The organism is Martinezella rhizogenes, assembly GCF_007002745.1.
GTDB classification, from domain to species: Bacteria; Pseudomonadota; Alphaproteobacteria; order Rhizobiales; family Rhizobiaceae; genus Agrobacterium; species Agrobacterium cucumeris.
The window spans coordinates 771,994-789,593 of record NZ_SGNY01000002.1; the positions used below are offsets into that span (position 1 = coordinate 771,994).

At 60.0% G+C, this 17,600-nt stretch carries 18 protein-coding genes and 1 tRNA gene; 13 read left to right on the forward strand and 6 right to left on the reverse strand.

Features of this window, described 5'->3' with window-relative positions:
• Positions 1 to 45: 45 nt before the first annotated feature.
• Together EXN68_RS09465 and EXN68_RS09470 are read right to left on the reverse strand one after the other, a co-directional pair.
• Positions 46 to 1,422, reverse strand: a complete 1,377-nt coding sequence (locus EXN68_RS09465; RefSeq protein ID WP_142840559.1) for a sensor histidine kinase — start codon at positions 1,420 to 1,422, stop codon at positions 46 to 48.
• Entirely contained in the window at positions 1,419 to 2,099 is a 681-nt protein-coding gene (locus EXN68_RS09470; protein ID WP_010972345.1) for a response regulator, read from the reverse strand. Before EXN68_RS09470 ends, EXN68_RS09465 begins: the two co-directional genes overlap by 4 nt.
• An 81-nt stretch (positions 2,100 to 2,180) precedes the next feature.
• Between EXN68_RS09470 and EXN68_RS09475 the strand changes: the two genes are divergently transcribed.
• The 10 genes from EXN68_RS09475 (at position 2,181) to dps (ending at position 11,676) form a co-directional block, all read left to right on the forward strand.
• Complete coding sequence (locus EXN68_RS09475; protein WP_237681381.1) at positions 2,181 to 3,248, forward strand: ABC transporter substrate-binding protein; 1,068 nt, start codon at positions 2,181 to 2,183, stop codon at positions 3,246 to 3,248.
• A gap of 342 nt (positions 3,249 to 3,590) precedes the next feature.
• On the forward strand, positions 3,591 to 4,535 hold the full coding sequence (locus EXN68_RS09480) for a Bug family tripartite tricarboxylate transporter substrate binding protein (RefSeq protein WP_142840561.1): 945 nt from the start codon (positions 3,591 to 3,593) through the stop codon (positions 4,533 to 4,535).
• Positions 4,532 to 5,026, forward strand: a complete 495-nt coding sequence (locus tag EXN68_RS09485) for a tripartite tricarboxylate transporter TctB family protein (RefSeq protein WP_142840562.1) — start codon at positions 4,532 to 4,534, stop codon at positions 5,024 to 5,026. The genes EXN68_RS09480 and EXN68_RS09485 overlap by 4 nt, the downstream gene beginning before the upstream one ends.
• Positions 5,027 to 5,132: 106 nt before the next feature.
• A complete protein-coding gene (locus EXN68_RS09490) occupies positions 5,133 to 6,650 on the forward strand; it encodes a tripartite tricarboxylate transporter permease (protein WP_020809148.1) in 1,518 nt (505 codons plus the stop codon).
• Positions 6,651 to 6,779: 129 nt separating this feature from the next.
• Entirely contained in the window at positions 6,780 to 7,040 is a 261-nt protein-coding gene (locus EXN68_RS09495; protein ID WP_142840563.1) for a hypothetical protein, read from the forward strand.
• A 331-nt stretch (positions 7,041 to 7,371) separates the two neighbouring features.
• Positions 7,372 to 8,307 (forward strand): siderophore ABC transporter substrate-binding protein, encoded by a 936-nt coding sequence (locus EXN68_RS09500; protein ID WP_142840564.1) that lies wholly within the window; start codon positions 7,372 to 7,374, stop codon positions 8,305 to 8,307.
• Positions 8,308 to 8,383: 76 nt separating this feature from the next.
• Entirely contained in the window at positions 8,384 to 9,349 is a 966-nt protein-coding gene (locus EXN68_RS09505) for an ABC transporter permease (RefSeq protein ID WP_142840565.1), read from the forward strand.
• Positions 9,342 to 10,310, forward strand: coding sequence for an iron chelate uptake ABC transporter family permease subunit (locus EXN68_RS09510; RefSeq protein WP_142840566.1), 969 nt, complete (start codon positions 9,342 to 9,344; stop codon positions 10,308 to 10,310). The genes EXN68_RS09505 and EXN68_RS09510 overlap by 8 nt, the downstream gene beginning before the upstream one ends.
• Complete coding sequence (locus EXN68_RS09515) at positions 10,307 to 11,065, forward strand: iron ABC transporter ATP-binding protein (protein WP_142840567.1); 759 nt, start codon at positions 10,307 to 10,309, stop codon at positions 11,063 to 11,065. Before EXN68_RS09510 ends, EXN68_RS09515 begins: the two co-directional genes overlap by 4 nt.
• 122 nt (positions 11,066 to 11,187) lie before the next feature.
• Positions 11,188 to 11,676: a DNA starvation/stationary phase protection protein Dps gene (dps, locus tag EXN68_RS09520; RefSeq protein ID WP_142840568.1), complete on the forward strand. Its 489-nt coding sequence runs from the start codon at positions 11,188 to 11,190 to the stop codon at positions 11,674 to 11,676.
• A gap of 78 nt (positions 11,677 to 11,754) precedes the next feature.
• Here the strand turns inward: dps and EXN68_RS27405 are convergent, their stop codons facing one another.
• Positions 11,755 to 11,976, reverse strand: a complete 222-nt coding sequence (locus tag EXN68_RS27405; RefSeq protein ID WP_161991265.1) for a hypothetical protein — start codon at positions 11,974 to 11,976, stop codon at positions 11,755 to 11,757.
• A gap of 374 nt (positions 11,977 to 12,350) precedes the next feature.
• On the opposite strand from EXN68_RS27405, the gene EXN68_RS09530 reads away from it, so the two are divergent.
• Positions 12,351 to 12,425: transfer RNA gene (locus tag EXN68_RS09530), tRNA-Gly, on the forward strand.
• Between the two features lie 153 nt (positions 12,426 to 12,578).
• Here the strand turns inward: EXN68_RS09530 and EXN68_RS09535 are convergent.
• Together EXN68_RS09535 and EXN68_RS09540 are read right to left on the reverse strand one after the other, a co-directional pair.
• Complete coding sequence (locus EXN68_RS09535; RefSeq protein ID WP_142840570.1) at positions 12,579 to 13,412, reverse strand: aldo/keto reductase; 834 nt, start codon at positions 13,410 to 13,412, stop codon at positions 12,579 to 12,581.
• Between the two features lie 66 nt (positions 13,413 to 13,478).
• On the reverse strand, positions 13,479 to 14,660 hold the full coding sequence (locus EXN68_RS09540; protein WP_046801533.1) for an MFS transporter: 1,182 nt from the start codon (positions 14,658 to 14,660) through the stop codon (positions 13,479 to 13,481).
• A gap of 159 nt (positions 14,661 to 14,819) precedes the next feature.
• On the opposite strand from EXN68_RS09540, the gene EXN68_RS09545 reads away from it, so the two are divergent.
• Positions 14,820 to 15,719, forward strand: a complete 900-nt coding sequence (locus EXN68_RS09545) for a LysR family transcriptional regulator (RefSeq protein WP_142840571.1) — start codon at positions 14,820 to 14,822, stop codon at positions 15,717 to 15,719.
• Between the two features lie 9 nt (positions 15,720 to 15,728).
• Here the strand turns inward: EXN68_RS09545 and EXN68_RS09550 are convergent, their stop codons facing one another.
• Positions 15,729 to 16,628, reverse strand: a complete 900-nt coding sequence (locus EXN68_RS09550) for a LysR family transcriptional regulator (RefSeq protein WP_046801534.1) — start codon at positions 16,626 to 16,628, stop codon at positions 15,729 to 15,731.
• Positions 16,629 to 16,763: 135 nt separating this feature from the next.
• Here EXN68_RS09550 and EXN68_RS09555 point away from each other — a divergent pair, with 135 nt between their 5' ends.
• Positions 16,764 to 17,561 carry an alpha/beta hydrolase fold domain-containing protein gene (locus tag EXN68_RS09555; RefSeq protein WP_142840572.1) on the forward strand — a complete coding sequence of 266 codons (798 nt, stop codon included), beginning with the start codon at positions 16,764 to 16,766 and terminating at the stop codon, positions 17,559 to 17,561.
• The last annotated feature ends 39 nt before the right edge of the window (positions 17,562 to 17,600 follow it).

The window sequence follows — 17,600 nt, forward strand, 5'->3', positions numbered from 1 at the left end:
ATGTCCCATTGGACGGCATAGTGGGGCGGTTTTGAATGCGCCGCCTCACCCGAAGCGTATTCTTGCCCTCAGGCCCCGCCCGTCCGCGCCATCTTCCAGCGTTAGCCGCCCGCCGAACAGCCCGGCGATTTCCTCAACGATGGCAAGGCCGAGGCCGGCGCCGGGGGCGGCGTTTTCTTCGCCGCGGGCGAAGCGCTGGCGTACCATGGCCCGTTTTTCAGGCGGAATACCGGGGCCGTTATCTTCAACTTCCAGCCAGACCGTGCCCGTCTCCCTGCCGACACGCACGGTGACTTCCGCCCCACGCCCGGCATAATTGATGGCATTGGAGACGAGGTTGCCGATCAGCTCACCGATCAAGAGCGGCTCGGCAAGAATGGTCGCCTCGCCCTCCCCCTCGAAACCGAGATCAATGCCGGCGTCGGCCGCGCGCGGCACGAAATCGGCAGTCACGTTCTGCGCAACGGCCACGAGGTCTATCGCGGAAAAATCGTGTTTTTCGCTGGAGCCAGCGGCGTCAATATTGGCCATGCGCAGAAGCTGGGCAAGGATATGTTCGGCATGCGCCACTGACGCGCCGCCCTTCAGCGCCGCCGCCTGTGCTTCCTCTAAACTTCCGGCACGAGCGGAAAGCGCTAGCTGGGTGCTGATGATGGCAAGCGGTGTGCGCAGCTGGTGGCTGGCATTGCCGGTGAAATGCCGGAGCGCATCGAGCGCCGATTGCAGCCGCACCATGAAGGAATTGACGGTTTCCACCAGATTCTCCACCTCCACCGGCACGGATTGACGGATGGGGTGCAGGTCGTTGGGGCTGCGCTCGGCAATGGCTTCACTGAGCCGGTAAAGCGGCCTCAGCGAAATCGTCACCGCAATCCAGACGATGATCGCCGCCCCCACGATCATCAAAAGCAGCCGCAGCGCCGAACGCAGAATGATGGCCTGCGCCAGCTGGCTGCGGGCAATGGTGGTTTCGGCGACCGTTACGGAAAACGGCACGGAATTGATGCCGGTGGAGGCAAAACGCCTGATAGCGGCGATGCGGATCGGCTCGTCGCGAAACACCGCATCGCGATAGGCGGGCGTATCACCATTCGTGTTCTCCACCGTCGGCAGGTTCTGGTAACCGGTGAGGAATTGCCCGTTCGGCCCGTCGACACGGTAAAACACCCGGTCCTGCGCCGCAGATGTCAACATTTCCAGCGCGACATAGGGAATGTCGACTTCCAGCGAGCCGTCTTCGGCCACCACCACCCGCTCGGCAATGGCGAGCGCCGAACCTGAGAGCACCCGGTCGGAGACGACATTGGCGGTGTTGACCGCCTCGCGCCAGGTATCGGTCAGCGCAACACAGCCGATGATGGCGGTGGAAATGAGAAGCCAGCCTAGAAGTCGCCGCCTGAGCGAATAGGCGGCCTGTCTCATTCAGCCATCTCCGGCAGCTTTTCCAGATAATAACCGATGCCGCGCGCCGTCTTCACCGTCAGCCCATGGGGGGCAAGCCGCTTGCGCAGGCGGCTGACATATTGCTCGATGGCATTGGCGGAAATATCGTCGTCGAAGCCGGTCAGCGACTGTACGATCGCCTCCTTGGCAACCACCTTGCCTGCCCGCATGAACAGCACTTCCAGCAGCGCCACCTCGCGTGCCGGAATATCGAGCGGACGCCCATCGGCCGAAAAGGTGCGCGATGTGAGATCAAACAGCACCTTGCCGAAACTGAGCGCCGAGGAGCGCAGGCCGGCATTGCGGCGCAGCAGCACCCGCACCCTTGCCTCGAATTCGGTAATGTCGAACGGCTTGATCATGTAGTCGTCGGCACCGAGATCAAGCCCCTTGACCTTTTCCTCCGGCGTGCCGCGCGCCGTCAGGATCAGCACCGCCGCCTTGTCCTGGCGTGAACGCATGGAGCGCAGCACTTCGATGCCGTCCATTTCCGGCAGGTTGAGATCGAGAATGACCAGATCGAAACTTTCAGCCGCAATCGCCGCATCGGCGGACGCACCGTCGGAAACCACGTCCACCGCATAGCCACTGCCACGCAGCAGCGCCGAAAGACCTTCCGACAGCACCTGATTGTCCTCGACCAGCAAAATACGCAAATCTTCCTCCTGCAGCATTCCCGAGTTTAACCAAGCCCTTACCGCTTGTGAATGGCAAGCGCCTGCGGCATGATCTTTTCCATGCGTATCTGTCTTCTTCTTTGCCTCTGTCTCTGCATGGTCTCACCCGCGCTTGCGCAGGTTGCCGTTTTTCCGGCCCCATCGGGCAAGGCGGATGCGCAAACGCTGGTGGTTTATTCCTCTCTGGATGAACCTCTGGCAACGCCGATGATCGAGGGTTTCCAGAAGGCCAATCCTGATATCGCCGTCCATTACGAGGATATGCTGACCGGCGAAATCTATGACCGCATCGTCAAGGAAACCGATGCCGGCAAACAGACCGCTGATTTCGCCTTCTCTTCCGCCATGGATCTGCAGGTAAAACTGAGCAATGACGGTTACGCCCAGCGCTCGGATCTCGCCATGAGCGCCCGCTGGCCCGCCTGGGCCAACTGGCGCAACACCGCCTATGCGCTGACCTTCGAGCCGGCGGTCTTCGTGTATCACAAGCCGAGTTTCACCACCGAAAAGCCGCCCGCCACCCGTGCCGAATTCGTCAATTACCTCGAACACCACGCCAAGGAAGTATATGGCCGCATCGCCACCTACGATATTGAGCGCTCCGGTGTCGGCTTCCTGTTCATGTCGCGGGACCAGGAGCAGTTCGGCGATATCTGGAGCGTCATCAAGGCCATGGGGGCCGCAGGCGTGAAGGTCTATTCCACCTCCTCGGCCATTCTGGAGCGCGTTTCCGACGGCCGCTTCGTGCTGGGTTACAATATTCTCGGTTCTTATGCGGCGGACTGGGCCTCACGCCACCCCGATGTCGGCATCGTCTTGCCCAAGGATTATACCGTGGTCATGTCGCGCATCGGGCTGGTGCCGGAAGCCGCCGCCAATCCCGAACTCGGCCGCCGTTATCTCGAATTCTTCATGTCCAAGGAAGGCCAGACGATCATGGCCCGGCAATTGCAGATCCCCGCTGTCAGCCCGGAAGTGGCGGGCGAAAACACCGCCAACACCATGCAGGCCATCCACGGCGCACAATTGCGCCCGGTCCCCGTCAGCCCCGGCCTGATGGTCTATCTGGACCAGGTCAAGCGCAGCCGGCTGATCGAGCGCTGGAACGAGGCGTTGCGCTCGCAATAGGTTTGAACGCCCCACCGTCCCTCATTCCTGTGCCTGTCACAGGGATGAGGCAGCGGCAGGCTTTGAAAGCGCTGACCCGACACACCACTGTGGACGTCCGACACAAATTAATAGAGAGTAAATGCGCAAGGACTTGCGTAGCGTCAGTTAGATGACAGCTTTTTGTGATGCTCTGCAATCCTTCTTCATTCCGTGGAGGCGGAAGAAGATGCGGGAGGAAATCTTGAGGATTGCCAAGGCCCTGCGCTGAGTTCTCAGCGCCGGCACAGATGCGCCCTGAAGCCCCCTTCCGCATAAACGAAAAACGACGCCCAAAAGGGCATCCTGAGGAGGGTTTTCTAAGTGAAACATTTTCTTATCGGCACATTTCTGGCGGGCGTGATCGCTCTTCCGGCGGTTGCAGCGGATTACACCATCATTGCCCCGGCCAACCCCGGCGGCGGCTGGGACCAGACCGCACGTTCGCTGCAGACCGTGCTGCAGGAAGAAGGCATTTCCAAGAGCGTTCAGGTGCAGAACGTACCGGGCGCCGGCGGCACCATCGGTCTTGCGCAGTTCGCCAGCCAGCAGAAGGGCAACCCGAACGCCCTCATCGTCGGCGGTTACGTGATGGTCGGCGCGATCCTCACCAACAAGTCGCCCGTCACCCTCAATGAAGTGACGCCGATCGCCCGCCTGACCGGCGAATATGAAGCCATCGTCGTTCCGGCATCTTCGCCGCTGAAGACCATCGGCGACCTCGTCGAACAGCTCAAGAAAGACCCGGGCAGCGTTTCCTGGGGCGGCGGCTCTGCCGGCGGCACCGACCATATCGCCGTTGGCCTGATCGCCAAGGCGGCTGGCGTTGATCCGACCAAGATCAACTACATCGCTTATTCCGGTGGCGGCGAAGCGCTTGCCTCGATCCTCGGATCGCAGGTCACGGCCGGCATTTCGAGCTACGGCGAATTCGAAAGCCAGGTCAAGGCCGGCACGCTGCGCCTGCTCGCCGTTTCCAGCGAAGAGAAGCTGGAAGGCGTTGACGCACCGACGCTGAAGGAAAGCGGCCTTGATGTCGTCGTCCAGAACTGGCGCATGGTCGCCGCTGCTCCCGGCCTGACGCCGGAACAGGAAAAGGCCGTTAGTGCAGACGTCGAAAAGCTGGCGAAATCCGCCAAGTGGCAGGAAACCCTGAAGACCAAGAGCTGGATGGACACCTACCTTTCCGGCGACGAGTTCAAGGCACAGCTTGCCAAGGACACTGCCGCTACCGAAACGATCCTCAAAGACATCGGACTGGTAAAATGAGCCAGGGTTCCAACCCTTCTGAGCATCAAAAGCGCCGCCCTGATTGGGCGGCGCTGGCGATCGCCGTCTTCCTCGTCCTCATTGCCTGCGTGATCTTCTGGGACAGCGCGCGTCTCGCCAGCGTCACCGGTTATTCGCCGGTCGGCCCGGCAACCGTGCCTTATGCCATCGGCTTCTGTCTTGTCGGCCTGGCGCTCTGGACAGCCGTTGAGGCCTGGCGCGGTGATTTTCCCGAACGCGACAGGCAGGAAATCGCTCCGGTCGTCTGGGTCATTGCCGGTCTCGCCGCGCAGATGCTGCTGCTGAATGTGGCGGGTTTCTCCATTGCCACGGGTCTGCTTTTCGCCTTCACGGCGCGCGCCTTCGGCAAACGCAAACTCTGGTATTCGATCCCCATCGGCATCGTTCTGAGCTTTGCCATCTGGTTCATTTTTGCGCGCCTGCTGCAGCTTTCGCTGCCCGCCGGACCTCTGGAACGGCTGTTCTTCTAACAGCCATTCCGCCGAATTCGAGATCACAGGAAACCGCAGGCGCGCGATGACGCATACGCCAGCCGTTCCGCCCGCCCATCGGGTCCACTTTGGGGGACATCTGTCCATGAGTACGTTTGAATTCCTGCTGCACGGTCTTGAGGTTGCTGCCCAACCCATGAACCTGCTCTATGCGCTGATCGGCGTCACGCTCGGCACCGCCGTCGGCGTTCTGCCCGGCATCGGGCCTGCGCTGACCGTGGCGCTGCTTCTGCCCGTTACCTACAGGCTCGATCCCGCCGGTTCGCTCATCATGTTCGCCGGCATCTATTACGGCGGCATGTATGGCGGATCGACCACCTCGATCCTGCTCAACACGCCGGGCGAAAGCGCTTCAATCGTGACCGCGCTCGAAGGCAACAAGATGGCCCGCAAGGGCAGAGGCGGGCCGGCGCTGGCCACCGCCGCCATCGGCTCCTTCGTCGCCGGCCTTATCGCCACCATCGCGCTCGCCTTCATCGCGCCCTATATCGTCAAGCTGGCGCTGGTCTTCGGCCCGCGTGAATATTTCGCGCTGATGGTGCTCGCCTTCGTCACCGTTTCCTCCGCTTTCGGGGATTCGGCACTGCGCGGCCTCACCTCGCTGTTCATCGGCTTTGCGCTTGCCATCGTCGGCATCGACCAGCTGACCGGCCAGACCCGCATGAGCTTCGGTATTCCCGATCTGCTCGACGGCGTCGAAGTAACGACGCTTGCCGTCGCCATGTTCGCCATCGGCGAAACGCTGTTCATCGTCGCCCAGGGCAGCACCGGCCCGGACAAGGTCGAAGCCGTCAAGGGCTCGGTCTGGATGAGCGCGCAGGACTGGGCACGCTCGTGGAAAGCCTGGTTGCGCGGCACGCTGATCGGCTTCCCCATCGGCGCAATGCCGGCGGGCGGTGCTGAAATCGGCACCTTCCTGTCCTACGCTACCGAAAAGAAGCTGACCAAATATCCGGAAGAATTCGGCCATGGCGCCATCGAAGGCGTCGCCGGTCCGGAAGCCGCCAACAATGCGTCCGCCGCCGGCACGCTGGTGCCACTGCTCACACTCGGCCTGCCGACCACGGCAACCGCCGCCATCATGCTCGCCGGCTTCCAGCAATATGGTCTGCAGCCCGGCCCGTTGCTGTTCGCCACCAATCCGCAGCTCGTCTGGGGCCTGATCGCCAGCCTGTTCATCGCCAACCTGATGCTGCTGGTGCTCAACCTGCCGCTCGTCGGCCTGTGGGTGAAGCTGCTGACCATTCCGAAGCCCTGGCTCTACGCGGGTATTCTGCTGTTTGCGACACTCGGCACCATCGGCGCCAACCCGTCGGTCTTCGAACTCGGCATGCTGCTCGCCTTCGGTATCCTCGGCTATATCATGCGCATCTTCGGTTATCCGATTGCGCCTGCGGTCGTTGGTCTCATCCTCGGCCCACTTGCCGAACAGCAGCTGCGCCGTGCACTTGCCATCGGCCAGGGCGACCCGACGGTGCTGTTCACTTCGCCGATTGCTGTTGGCCTGTTCATCGTTGCGGCAGCCGCCTTCATCATCCCGCTGATCATGCGTATCCGCGGCCGTGGCGAGGTGCTGACGCAGCTTGCCGCCAACGAAGACTGAGAAACCACGAACCTCCCAAGGCAACTGGCCCCGTATCTTCGGATGCGGGGCCTTTTTTATTCACGCCAACGGGATATGTGGCACATGTGCAGCCGTGATAGGATCACTCTCCAAACCTGGGAGAAAAACATGCGCACGATCGCGATCATGATGGTTCTGGCCCTTGCCGGCTGCTCCACCGCCGCCCCCGATGTGGAACCCATTCCCGGCAGTATCACCTATGGCGGGCAACCCCGTACCAAACTCACCAAATCCCCCATCGGCAGCACGCTCAGCAATGAATTTGTCATGGAGGATGGGCGGTTTGCCGTGGAAACCTATCGGGTGCAGCCGGACCGGTCGCTGAAGCTGGAGAGGCGCGAAATTGTTGGTGACTGGCCGCCGGATTGACAGCGGCTGTCACGTTGGTCGTGATGGGTAAAAGGCACCGACAAAATTGACGCCGGCCTTTCCTTCCCCTCAACGTCATCCTCGGACTTGATCCGAGGATCCATCACCACCGCCGCAGTGGATCCTCGGGTCAAGCCCGAGGATGACGGGGAAGAGGTTCGAGCAGATGTTTCATCTGCCCCCCACATTTCCCGCTCACCGCAATTCAGAACCGTTCTAAAACATATTTTTGATTTCCGCCGACCTTGTCAATAAAGCTGATAACGAACATCAAGTTAACCCGACGGAAAGCTTTCCGCCGGTCCGGAACCATATTGCAAGGGACATATTCGTGGCCATCAACTTCACCTTCCCCGTTCGGCTGCTGGCGGCAGCGGCCTTCAGCCTTGGCGCAATGACCGCGGGCGCGCAGGAAATGACGATCAAGCACGCGCAGGGCGAAACCGTGCTGAAAGCGGCACCGAAGAAGGTTCTGGTTCTGGATATTCCCTCGCTCGACAATCTCGATGCGCTGGGCGTCGAGCCGACAGGCGTCGTCGGCTCCAACCTGCCGGCCTATCTGCAGAAATATGCCGACGGCAAATATCTGAAGGTCGGTACGCTGTTCGAGCCCGATTACGAGGCGATCAATGCGGCTGAAGCCGATCTCGTCATCGTCGGCGGCCGTTCGCGGGCGAAATATCCTGACGTTTCGAAGATCACGCCCGCCATCGACATGTCGATCGATTCCAAGGAATTCATCAACAGCGTCAAAGGCAACATCACCAAGCTCGGCGATATCTTCGGCAAGCAGGAAGAAGCAAAGAAGCTCGACGCCGCCCTCGACGAAAAAGTCGCCAGGCTGAAAGAGATCGCCCCGAATTCCGGCACGGCGATGATCCTCCTCACCAATGCCGGCAAGGTCGGCGTGTATGGCCCGAGCTCGCGCACCGGCTGGCTGCACACCGAAATCGGCTTCAAGCCGGTCGCCGCCGACATTGATGACCGCTTCGACCGCGGCGACGTCGTATCCTTCGAATATCTGGCCGAGGTCAATCCCGAGTGGCTGTTCGTGATCGACCGTGACGCCGGCATCGGCCGCGCCACGGACCCCGGCAAGGCCGCCGCGCAGGTGCTGGACAACGAACTGATCCACCAGACCAATGCCTGGAAGAAAAAGCAGATCGTCTATCTCGATCCCCAGGCGGCCTATATCGTCAGCAGCGGTTATACCGCGCTCTCCACCCTGCTCGATCAGGTCTACAAGGCCGTCTCCGAGAAGAAGTAACCCCTGCCAAATATCATCAGGGCTCCCGATGGCTTGAGGCCGCCGGGAGCTTTCGTCTTTTCCGGAAACTGCCAACGTGAAGTCCCTTTCACTGATATCAGCCCTTCTTCTGGCCTTGACGCTCGCCATCGTCAGCCTGTTTGTCGGCGTGAGCGACGTTTCGCTCACAACGCTCTTTTCGCCTGATACGAGCGCGGATGCGCTGCGCGTGCTGCTCGTCAGCCGCATTCCGCGCACGCTGGCGTTGATCTTGGCCGGCAGCTCGATGGCGATTGCCGGTCTCATCATGCAGATGCTGGTGCGCAACCGCTTCGTGGAACCTTCGACGGCCGGCACGACCGAATCCGCCGGTCTCGGCCTTCTCGTCGTCACCCTGTTTGCACCCGAAACGCCGATCTTCGGCAAGATGCTGGTGGCAGCCGTTTTCGCGCTCGCCGGCACGGCGCTTTTCCTGCGTATCCTGAGACAGGTGCCGCTGCGCGATGTGCTGCTGGTGCCGCTGATCGGCATCATGCTCGGCGGCGTCATTTCCGCCGTCACCACGTTCTTCGCCTATCGTTTCGACCTGCTGCAATCGCTCGGCGCATGGATGACCGGCGATTTTTCCGGCGTGCTGCGCGGCCGGTATGAATTGCTGTGGGTCGGTTTCCTCTTCGCCATTGCCGCCTATCTCGCCGCCGACCGCTTCACCGTGGCCGGCATGGGGCGCGACTTCACCACCAATCTCGGCCTCAACTACCGCCGGGTGATGGCGCTCGGCCTCACAATCGTTTCTCTGGTCAGCGCCGTCGTCGTCGTCACCGTCGGCATGATCCCGTTTCTCGGCCTGATCGTACCGAATGTCGTCAGCCTGATGATCGGCGACAATATGCGCCGCTCCGTGCCCTGGGTGGCAACGCTTGGCGCGGTCTTCGTGCTTTCCTGCGACATCATCGGTCGGACCGTGCGCGCGCCATACGAGATACCGATCGGCACCGTGGTCGGCGTCATCGGCAGCGCGCTGTTCCTCTATCTCCTGCTGCGGAAACGCCACCATGCGTGAGAGACATCCCGACCGGCGTGCAAAAACCGTTCTGCTCGTGCTCGCGGCATTCGCACTCATCTCCATGGCCGCCTTCATGACACTCGGCGCAAAAGGGAGCTGGAGCTTCGTACTGCCGTTTCGCGGCATCAAGCTTCTGTCGCTCTTGCTGGTGGCCTATGCCATCGCCGTCTCCACGGTGCTGTTCCAGACCGTCACAAACAATCGCATCCTCACCCCTTCGGTGATGGGTTTCGATTCGCTTTACGTGCTGATGCAGACCGGGCTGATCTTCGTCTTCGGCTCGGCAACCGTTGTCATGATCGATCCGCAGCTGAAGTTCATCGTTGAAACCGCGCTGCTCGTCACCTTTTCCGCCCTGCTCTATCGCTGGCTTTTCGTTGGCGCGGAACGCAGCCTGCATCTTCTCGTACTGGTCGGCATCGTCTTCGGCGTCTTTTTCCGCAGCCTCTCGGGCTTCATGCAGCGCGTGCTCGACCCGAACGAATATACGGTGCTGCAGGACGTGCTCTTCGCCAGCTTCAACTCCATCGATCCCACGCTTCTGACGATCTCGGCGATCATCATCGGTGTCGTGACCATCATCGGGCTGCGCCTCCTGCACACGCTCGACGTCCTCTCGCTTGGCCGGGCAACGGCCATCAGCCTTGGCGTCGACTATAAACGCACGGTCACGATCATCCTCGTGCTGGTCTCCGTGCTCGTCGCCGTCTCAACCGCGCTCGTCGGCCCGGTCATGTTCTTCGGCCTGCTGGTCGCCGCCCTTGCCCATTATCTCACCGGCAACAGCAAACACGCCTATGTGCTGCCGGCGGCGATCCTCATCGCCATAATCTGCCTCGTTGGTGGCCAGGTGGTGCTGGAGCGGGTCTTCGCCTTCGATACGGCGCTTTCCATCATCATCGAATTTCTGGGCGGCATCGTCTTTATCGGTCTTATTTTGAAGCGGGGTGCGCGATGATCATCGCCAGTCAGATCAGCAAATCCTATGGCGATACGCTCGTCGTCGACGGCGTCTCCGTCTCCATTCCGGCAGGCGGCGTCACCTCGATCATCGGCCCGAACGGGGCGGGAAAATCCACGCTGCTTTCCATCGTCGCGCGGCTGATGTCCATGGACGCAGGAACCGTGACGGTGGACGGTCTGGATGTGAGCAAGACCGCTTCCGATACGCTGGCAAAACGCCTCTCGATCCTGCGGCAAGACAACCACATTTCCTCGCGCCTGACGGTGCGCGATCTCGTCGGTTTCGGCCGTTATCCCTATTCCAAGGGTCGCCCGACCATCGAGGACAAGGTCCATATCGATCGGGCGCTGGAATATCTCAATCTCGAACCGCTGGCCGGCCGCTTTCTGGACGAGCTTTCCGGCGGCCAGCGCCAGCGCGCCTTCGTGGCCATGGTTCTGTGTCAGGACACGGATTATGTGCTGCTCGACGAGCCGCTCAACAATCTCGACATGAAACATGCCTCCAGCATGATGAAGATCATGCGCAAGGCAGCCGACGAATTGAAGAAGACCGTGGTTCTGGTGCTGCACGACATCAACTTCGCCTCCTGGTATTCCGACACCATCATCGCCATGCGCGAGGGCCGCATCTGCCATCAGGGACCGGCGCAAGAAATCATCCGCCCGGAGATTCTCAAGGACATCTACGACATGCCGATCCGCGTCGAGGACATAGACGGCCGGCGCATCTGCCTGTTTTACGAATGACCTGATGATTGCGCAGGATTTTTGCCGCTGCAGTGCTTAACATGGAACAGGGCCACAGGCCCGGACGTTAATCGACAGACTTTTCCAAAGCGGCATTCCGTCCGCAACTTCAGGAGACATCGATGAAGACGCACAAGACGAAAAACGATCTGCCTTCCAACGCGAAATCGACCGTGATCGGCATTCTGAATGAATCGCTCGCCTCGGTGATCGACCTTGCGCTTATCACCAAGCAGGCGCACTGGAACCTGAAAGGCCCGCAATTCATCGCCGTCCACGAACTTCTCGACACTTTCCGCACCCAGCTCGACAATCACGGCGACACGATTGCCGAACGCGTCGTGCAGCTTGGCGGCACGGCGCTGGGCAGCCTGCAAGACGTCTCCTCAACGACGAAGCTCAAGGCCTATCCGACCGATATCTATAAAATCCACGACCATCTCGACGCTCTGATCGAGCGTTATGGTGAGGTGGCAAACATGATCCGCAAGGCGATCGACGATTCCGACGAGGCCGGCGATCCGACGACAGCCGACATCTTCACCGCCGCCTCGCGCGATCTCGACAAATCCCTGTGGTTTCTCGAAGCACACGTACAGGAAAAGAGCTGAGCCAAAGGCATTTGCAGCCGGCTCATCACAGCAAAGCGCCCGAGAGACTCGGGCGCTTTTTTCGTAAAGATGATGCCATCAATGGCGGCGCAGAACCGCAAGCCCTATGTCGCGCAACATCTCATGATCCAGAATGCCGCGCTGGGCGCTGCGGATCAAAATTGCTGCACATTCATTGGCAACATGGCTGCTGCGATCTTGAAGGCACTCGAAACAAACACCATCGAAAATATTCTGCAGATCGGTGATTTGTTCTGGCGACAATTGTGCGCCGACTCTTTCAAAAGCTGCGTACGACAAGGCTCATCCTCCCGATGATGATATGCCAAGTATCGTTTCTTTTTTTCGTGGGCATCAATTTTGTACACCCGAACGAATCACTTGTCGAATCAGATTTTAACCAAATGTAAACAGGTTATTTTCTGCACTACCGGTTATCCGCGCGCCTTCTGCCGTGGCAATAAAGACCATCAGAAACAAAGCTTTCGCCCGCCCCTGACTGCATATGGCGCTGCCTCCGGCGCGCCCCCTCGAATAAAGCAGCAGCCGGAAGGATTTCCACCGAAACCGCAAAAGAAACTATTGCATTCCAAAATCGATTGAGCGATATAGCACCCGTCGCCGAACTTCGGCGGTCCGCAGTCCAGCGAACTACCCCGGACCAGCGGTTTTGAGCGGGTGTAGCTCAGGGGTAGAGCACAACCTTGCCAAGGTTGGGGTCGAGGGTTCAAATCCCTTCGCCCGCTCCAGTTTTTCCGGATCGATAAGTAAAGATTTGCGCAGCTTGTTGTGCCGGGTGATCATTCTGGCAAGCCCGGATGCGTGACCAATTTCGGCCTTCGTGGCGGTTTCCCGCACATGCATGAAACCGGGAGGAGTTGGCCCCTCCCGGCTGTCACGATTCAGGCAGCTTCATCCCACACGGGCGCCAGCCCATCCGGCGAGACGATACGGCCATCCGGTTTGGCGAGAGCGTGGATCGCCGCCATTTCATCAGCCGACAGCGCAAAATCGAAAATCGCCAGGTTTTCATCAACCCGGGCTTCATTGACGGTTTTGGAGAGAGCAACAACGCCCTCCTGCTGTACCAGCCAGCGCAACACCACCTGCGCCACGGATTTACCCCGGCTTGCGGCGATATCCTTCAGCACCGGATCGGCAAAGACCTTACCGTCAGCCATGCCGTAATAACCGGTGACCGACATGCCCGCTTCTCTGGCAGCCGCCATCACCGCGCCCTGATCGATATAAGGATGGTATTCGATCTGATTGGTGACGATCGGCGCTTTGGAGAGCTTCACCGCTTCGGCCATCAGCACCGTATTGAAGTTGGAAATGCCGATATGGCGCACCTTGCCGGCCTGCCGGACCTCGTTCAGCGCGCCGATCTGCTCGGAGAGCGCCACCGCCTCGTTCGGCCAGTGCAAAAGCAGCAGATCGACATAATCGGTCTTCAGCTTTTTCAGGCTTTCATCAACCGAGGCGAGGAAAGCATCGTGCCGGTAATTCTCGACCCAGACCTTGGTGGTGAGGAAGATATCACCCCGTGCCACGCCGGAGCCGGCGATGGCCTCACCCACTTCGGCCTCGTTGCCGTAAATCTGGGCCGTGTCGATATGGCGAAAACCGGCTTTCAGCGCGTGCGGAACGATGCGCAGGACATCCGGGCCGGGAATGCGGAAGGTGCCGAAGCCGAGCGCCTGAATGGAAGCGCCATTGGCGGTAACGTCAAACATATATTTTCTCCTGTGATATTGCCCGGCCAGCCCCAGGGGAATGGCCGGGAATTGGGTGTGAAAAGCTCAAGCGGTTTTCAGCGTCAGTGCGGCGCGGCGATCAAGAGCGCTGCTCCAGAGGGTCAGCAGCAGGGCGACGGCGACGAGGATCGCGCCGACCCATGGGGTTGCGGCAAGGCCCATCGGCGATTCCACCACCAGACCACCGAGCCATGCGCCGATGGCGATGCCGAGATTGAAGGCGGCGATGTTGAGCGCCGAGGCAACATCGACCGCGCCGGGGCGGTGCTCCTTGGCCAGTTGCACCACGTAAAGCTGCAGGCCGGGAACATTGGCGAAGGACAGGAAACCGAGCGCGGCAAGTGTGATGAGCGTCAGCACCGGCGAGACAGCCGTGAAGGAAAAGACGAGCAACACGATGGACTGCGCCAGGAAGAGGCCGATCAGCGCCTTGACAGGGTTATGGTTGGCGATCTTTCCGCCGCCGATATTGCCGGCGGCAATGGCGATGCCGTAAAGCACGAGGATCAGGCTGACGCTCTTTTCCGAAAAACCGGTTACGTCCTGCAGGATCGGCGCAAGGAAGGTGAAGGCGACAAAGGTGCCGCCGTAACCGAGCGCGGTCATGGCAAAAACGATGAGCAGACGACCGGAACCGAGAACGCGGACCTGATCGAGCAGGCTGGCAGGCGGCGCCTTCTTGAGCGTGTTCGGCAGAAGGGCGGCAATGCCGAAGAAGGCGATGACACCAAGCCCGGCAACGGCCCAGAAGGTCGCGCGCCAACCAAACACCTGACCAATATAGGTGCCGAGCGGAACGCCGGTGACGATGGCGACCGTCAGACCCATGAACATCATGGCAATCGCCGAACCACGACGGTTTTCCGGCACGAGATCCGCGGCAATCGTTGCGCCGACCGAGAAAAAGACGCCATGGGCAAAGGCGGCGATGACGCGGGCAACGAGCAACATCTCGTAGCTGGGAGAAAGCGCCGCAGCGCTGTTGCCGATGATGAACAGGGCCATCAGTCCAAGCAGCAACGGTTTCCTTTCAATCTTTCCGGTCAGCGCCGTCAGGATCGGCGCACCGAAGGTGACGCCCAGCGCGTAAACGCTGACGATGAGGCCGGCAAGCGGCAGGGTAATGTTGAGATCATTTGCCACCGTCGGCAGAAGGCCGACGATGACGAACTCCGTGGTGCCGATCGCATAGGCCGCGATCGTCAGGGCAAATATGGCCAATGGCATGACGAATACCTCTTCGCCCAGCGGGATCGCGGGCGTTCTGGACAGCGGTGCCGTCCGGTTGGATCAAATCTATGGACGCAATATGGGCGAAGGGGACTTGCATGATAATCGGCAAGGTTGGATAAATACCTTTGAATTGATTTCACAGGTGGTACGGCGATGGACAATCGGGCCGGAGAAATGGAAGTCTTTGTGGCGGCAGCTGAACTCGGCAGTTTTTCCGCCGCAGGACGTCGGCTGAAACTGTCGCCCTCGGCGGTGAGCAAGCTCGTCACCCGCATTGAAGACCGCCTTGGCACCCGTCTTCTGGCCCGTTCCACCCGTGTGGTAACGCTGACACCGGAGGGGGAGGTTTACCTTTCCCGGGCACGGCGCATTCTGGCGGACATAGCCGAGACGGAACAGATCGTGGCGAGCGGCGGCAAGGTGATGCCGCGCGGCCTGCTGCGCGTCAACGCCACGCTGGGTTTCGGCGAACGTTATCTCCTGCCGCTCGCGCCTGAGTTCCTGTCGCTATATCCTGACATCGAGCTAGATATCTCACTGACCGACGGCGTCATCAGCCTGATCGAGGAGCGCACCGATATCGCCATCCGCTCGGGCGCGATGGGCGATTCATCCCTGAAGGCGAGAAAGCTGAAAGAGGTGCGCCGGATCATCGTCGCCTCCCCCGCTTATATCGAAAAACACGGCATGCCGGAAAAACCGCAGGATCTGGCGCAGCACAATTGCTTCAGCTTCAATTTCAGCCGCAACCTCAATGAATGGCCGTTTCGTGATCCCGGCTCGGCGGAAGTCTATCGCCTTCCCGTCACCGGCAATGTCGCGGTCAACAGCGGCATGGCGATGCGAAGGCTATGCCTGACGGGGTTAGGGCTCGGAAGGGTCGGCGAGTTTCATATCGAACCGGATATCGAGGCGGGCCTGCTGGTGCCGGTGCTAGAAGACTATAATGCCGAAGAGATGGAAGTGATCCACGCGGTTTATGCCGGCCATGAGCACCTGGCCGCCCGCGTGCGCGCCTTCATCGATTTTGTCGCGGCAAGGGTCGGGCGGTGATTGACCACCTCAGACCATGCCGTGCACCAGCTTGGCGAGCCAGTCGACAAAAACCCGCACCTTGTTAGTAACGTGCCGGGTCTGCGGATAAACAACATAGATCGGCATGGCTTCGCGCTGCCATTCCGAAAGGACCGGCACCAGTTCGCCGCGCGCCAGGTGATCTTTCACCATGAAGATCGGCAATTGCACGATGCCCATGCCCGCCAGCGCGGCATTGAGATAAGTGCGGCTGTCATTGACGGATACCACATAATTCGGGGTCAGCTCGACGCTGCGCACACCATTGTCGAAGGAAGCCGGCATGATCTGGCCGGTGGTGGCATTGAGATAACCCACCGAATAATGATCCTTCTCCAGATCTTCGGGTTCGCGCGGCATGCCGAAATTTTCGATGTAGGATGGCGAAGCGAATGTCTCGAACCTGAGTTCGCCCACTTTACGGGCAATCAGCGACTGATCGCGCAGCACGCCAACCCGGAGCGCACAGTCGACATTTTCGGCAATATAGTCGACCAGCCGGTCACCTACGCCGAGATCGAGACGGATTTGCGGATAACGCTGGTAAAATTCGCAAAGATGTGGGATAACCACGAGGTCCGCAAAGACACCCGCCATTTCCACACGCAACCGGCCGGATGGCTGCACCTGCGCGCTGGACATGCTACCATCAAGTTCTTCGATTTCCGATAAAATCTGTGAGGCTCGCTCATAATAGAGAGCGCCATCAGTCGTCAGCATCACCCGCCGCGTGGTGCGGTTGAGAAGCGTGGTCTGCAGATGCGCCTCCAGCGCCTGCACCATATTGGTAACCGTCGTTTTGGGCATGTTCAGCGCGGTGGCGGCGCGGCTGAAATTGCCGGTCTCGACGACGCGCGTGAAGACCCGCATGGCGGAAAGCTGATCCATCGAAGCTATTATCCGTTTTTTTGGAATAGTGTTTTCATTTTGACGTACTTGATCGTTTTCTCTCGAACAATAATATGAATTTCAGATTTTGCAAATATGGTGAACTGCCGATGGCGGTACACGGGACCGGATCAAATGAAGGCGCACTGGGAAAACATCGAATGCTGTGGGGGCCCCGCATCCCAGCTTTCCGTGCGCCGATATGAGAGCGCCGGCCTGTGCAGCCATCCGCCGGTGATCCTTTATCTGCGGGGTGGTTCGTTTCTGGAAAAGGGCGGCAATTGCCCGGAACTTCCGGTAGCGCGCGCCCTGGCGGAAAGCGGTGCCATCGTTGTCGAGGCTGATTATAGCAAGCCGTCCGGCAACGAGTTTCCGATGGTGATCGATTGCGCTTTCGAAGCGCTCGACCATCTGAGCCGGGACCGCAAACATTATGGCAGCGCGAAATCGCTGCTGTTCGTGGCCGGCGAAGAGGCAGGCGGCAATGTGGCGGCGGGACTTGCGCTTAAAGCCCGTGACCGCATGCCGGGCAAGCTCGCCGGGCAAATTCTTCTGTCGCCCATGATCGACCCGATGATGACGACGGAATCCTTTCGCGACGCGGACAGGATCGGCATGCGTGAGCGCTGGGCGGATGGCTGGAGCCATTATCTTGCCAAGGCCTGTGGGTTCTTCCACCCCTATGCCGCGCCCTGCCAGTGTACGCGGCTGAACCGGGTGGCGCCGGCGCTGATCTTTACCGCCGAGGACGACCCTCTGCGCGACGAAACGGTCGGTTATGCCGACAGGCTCATCGCCTCCGGTGTCAACGTCCGACAGCATGTTTTCCCCTCCGGCGTCGGCTGGACGGGGCTTTATCAAGGAGAGGGCGGCGGATGGGTCTCATCCGTCTGTTCGGAGTTCAAGACCTTCGTTGACCAGTTGAGACACTGATACCGCATATTTTAAGACACTGACGGCTCCTGAACCGAG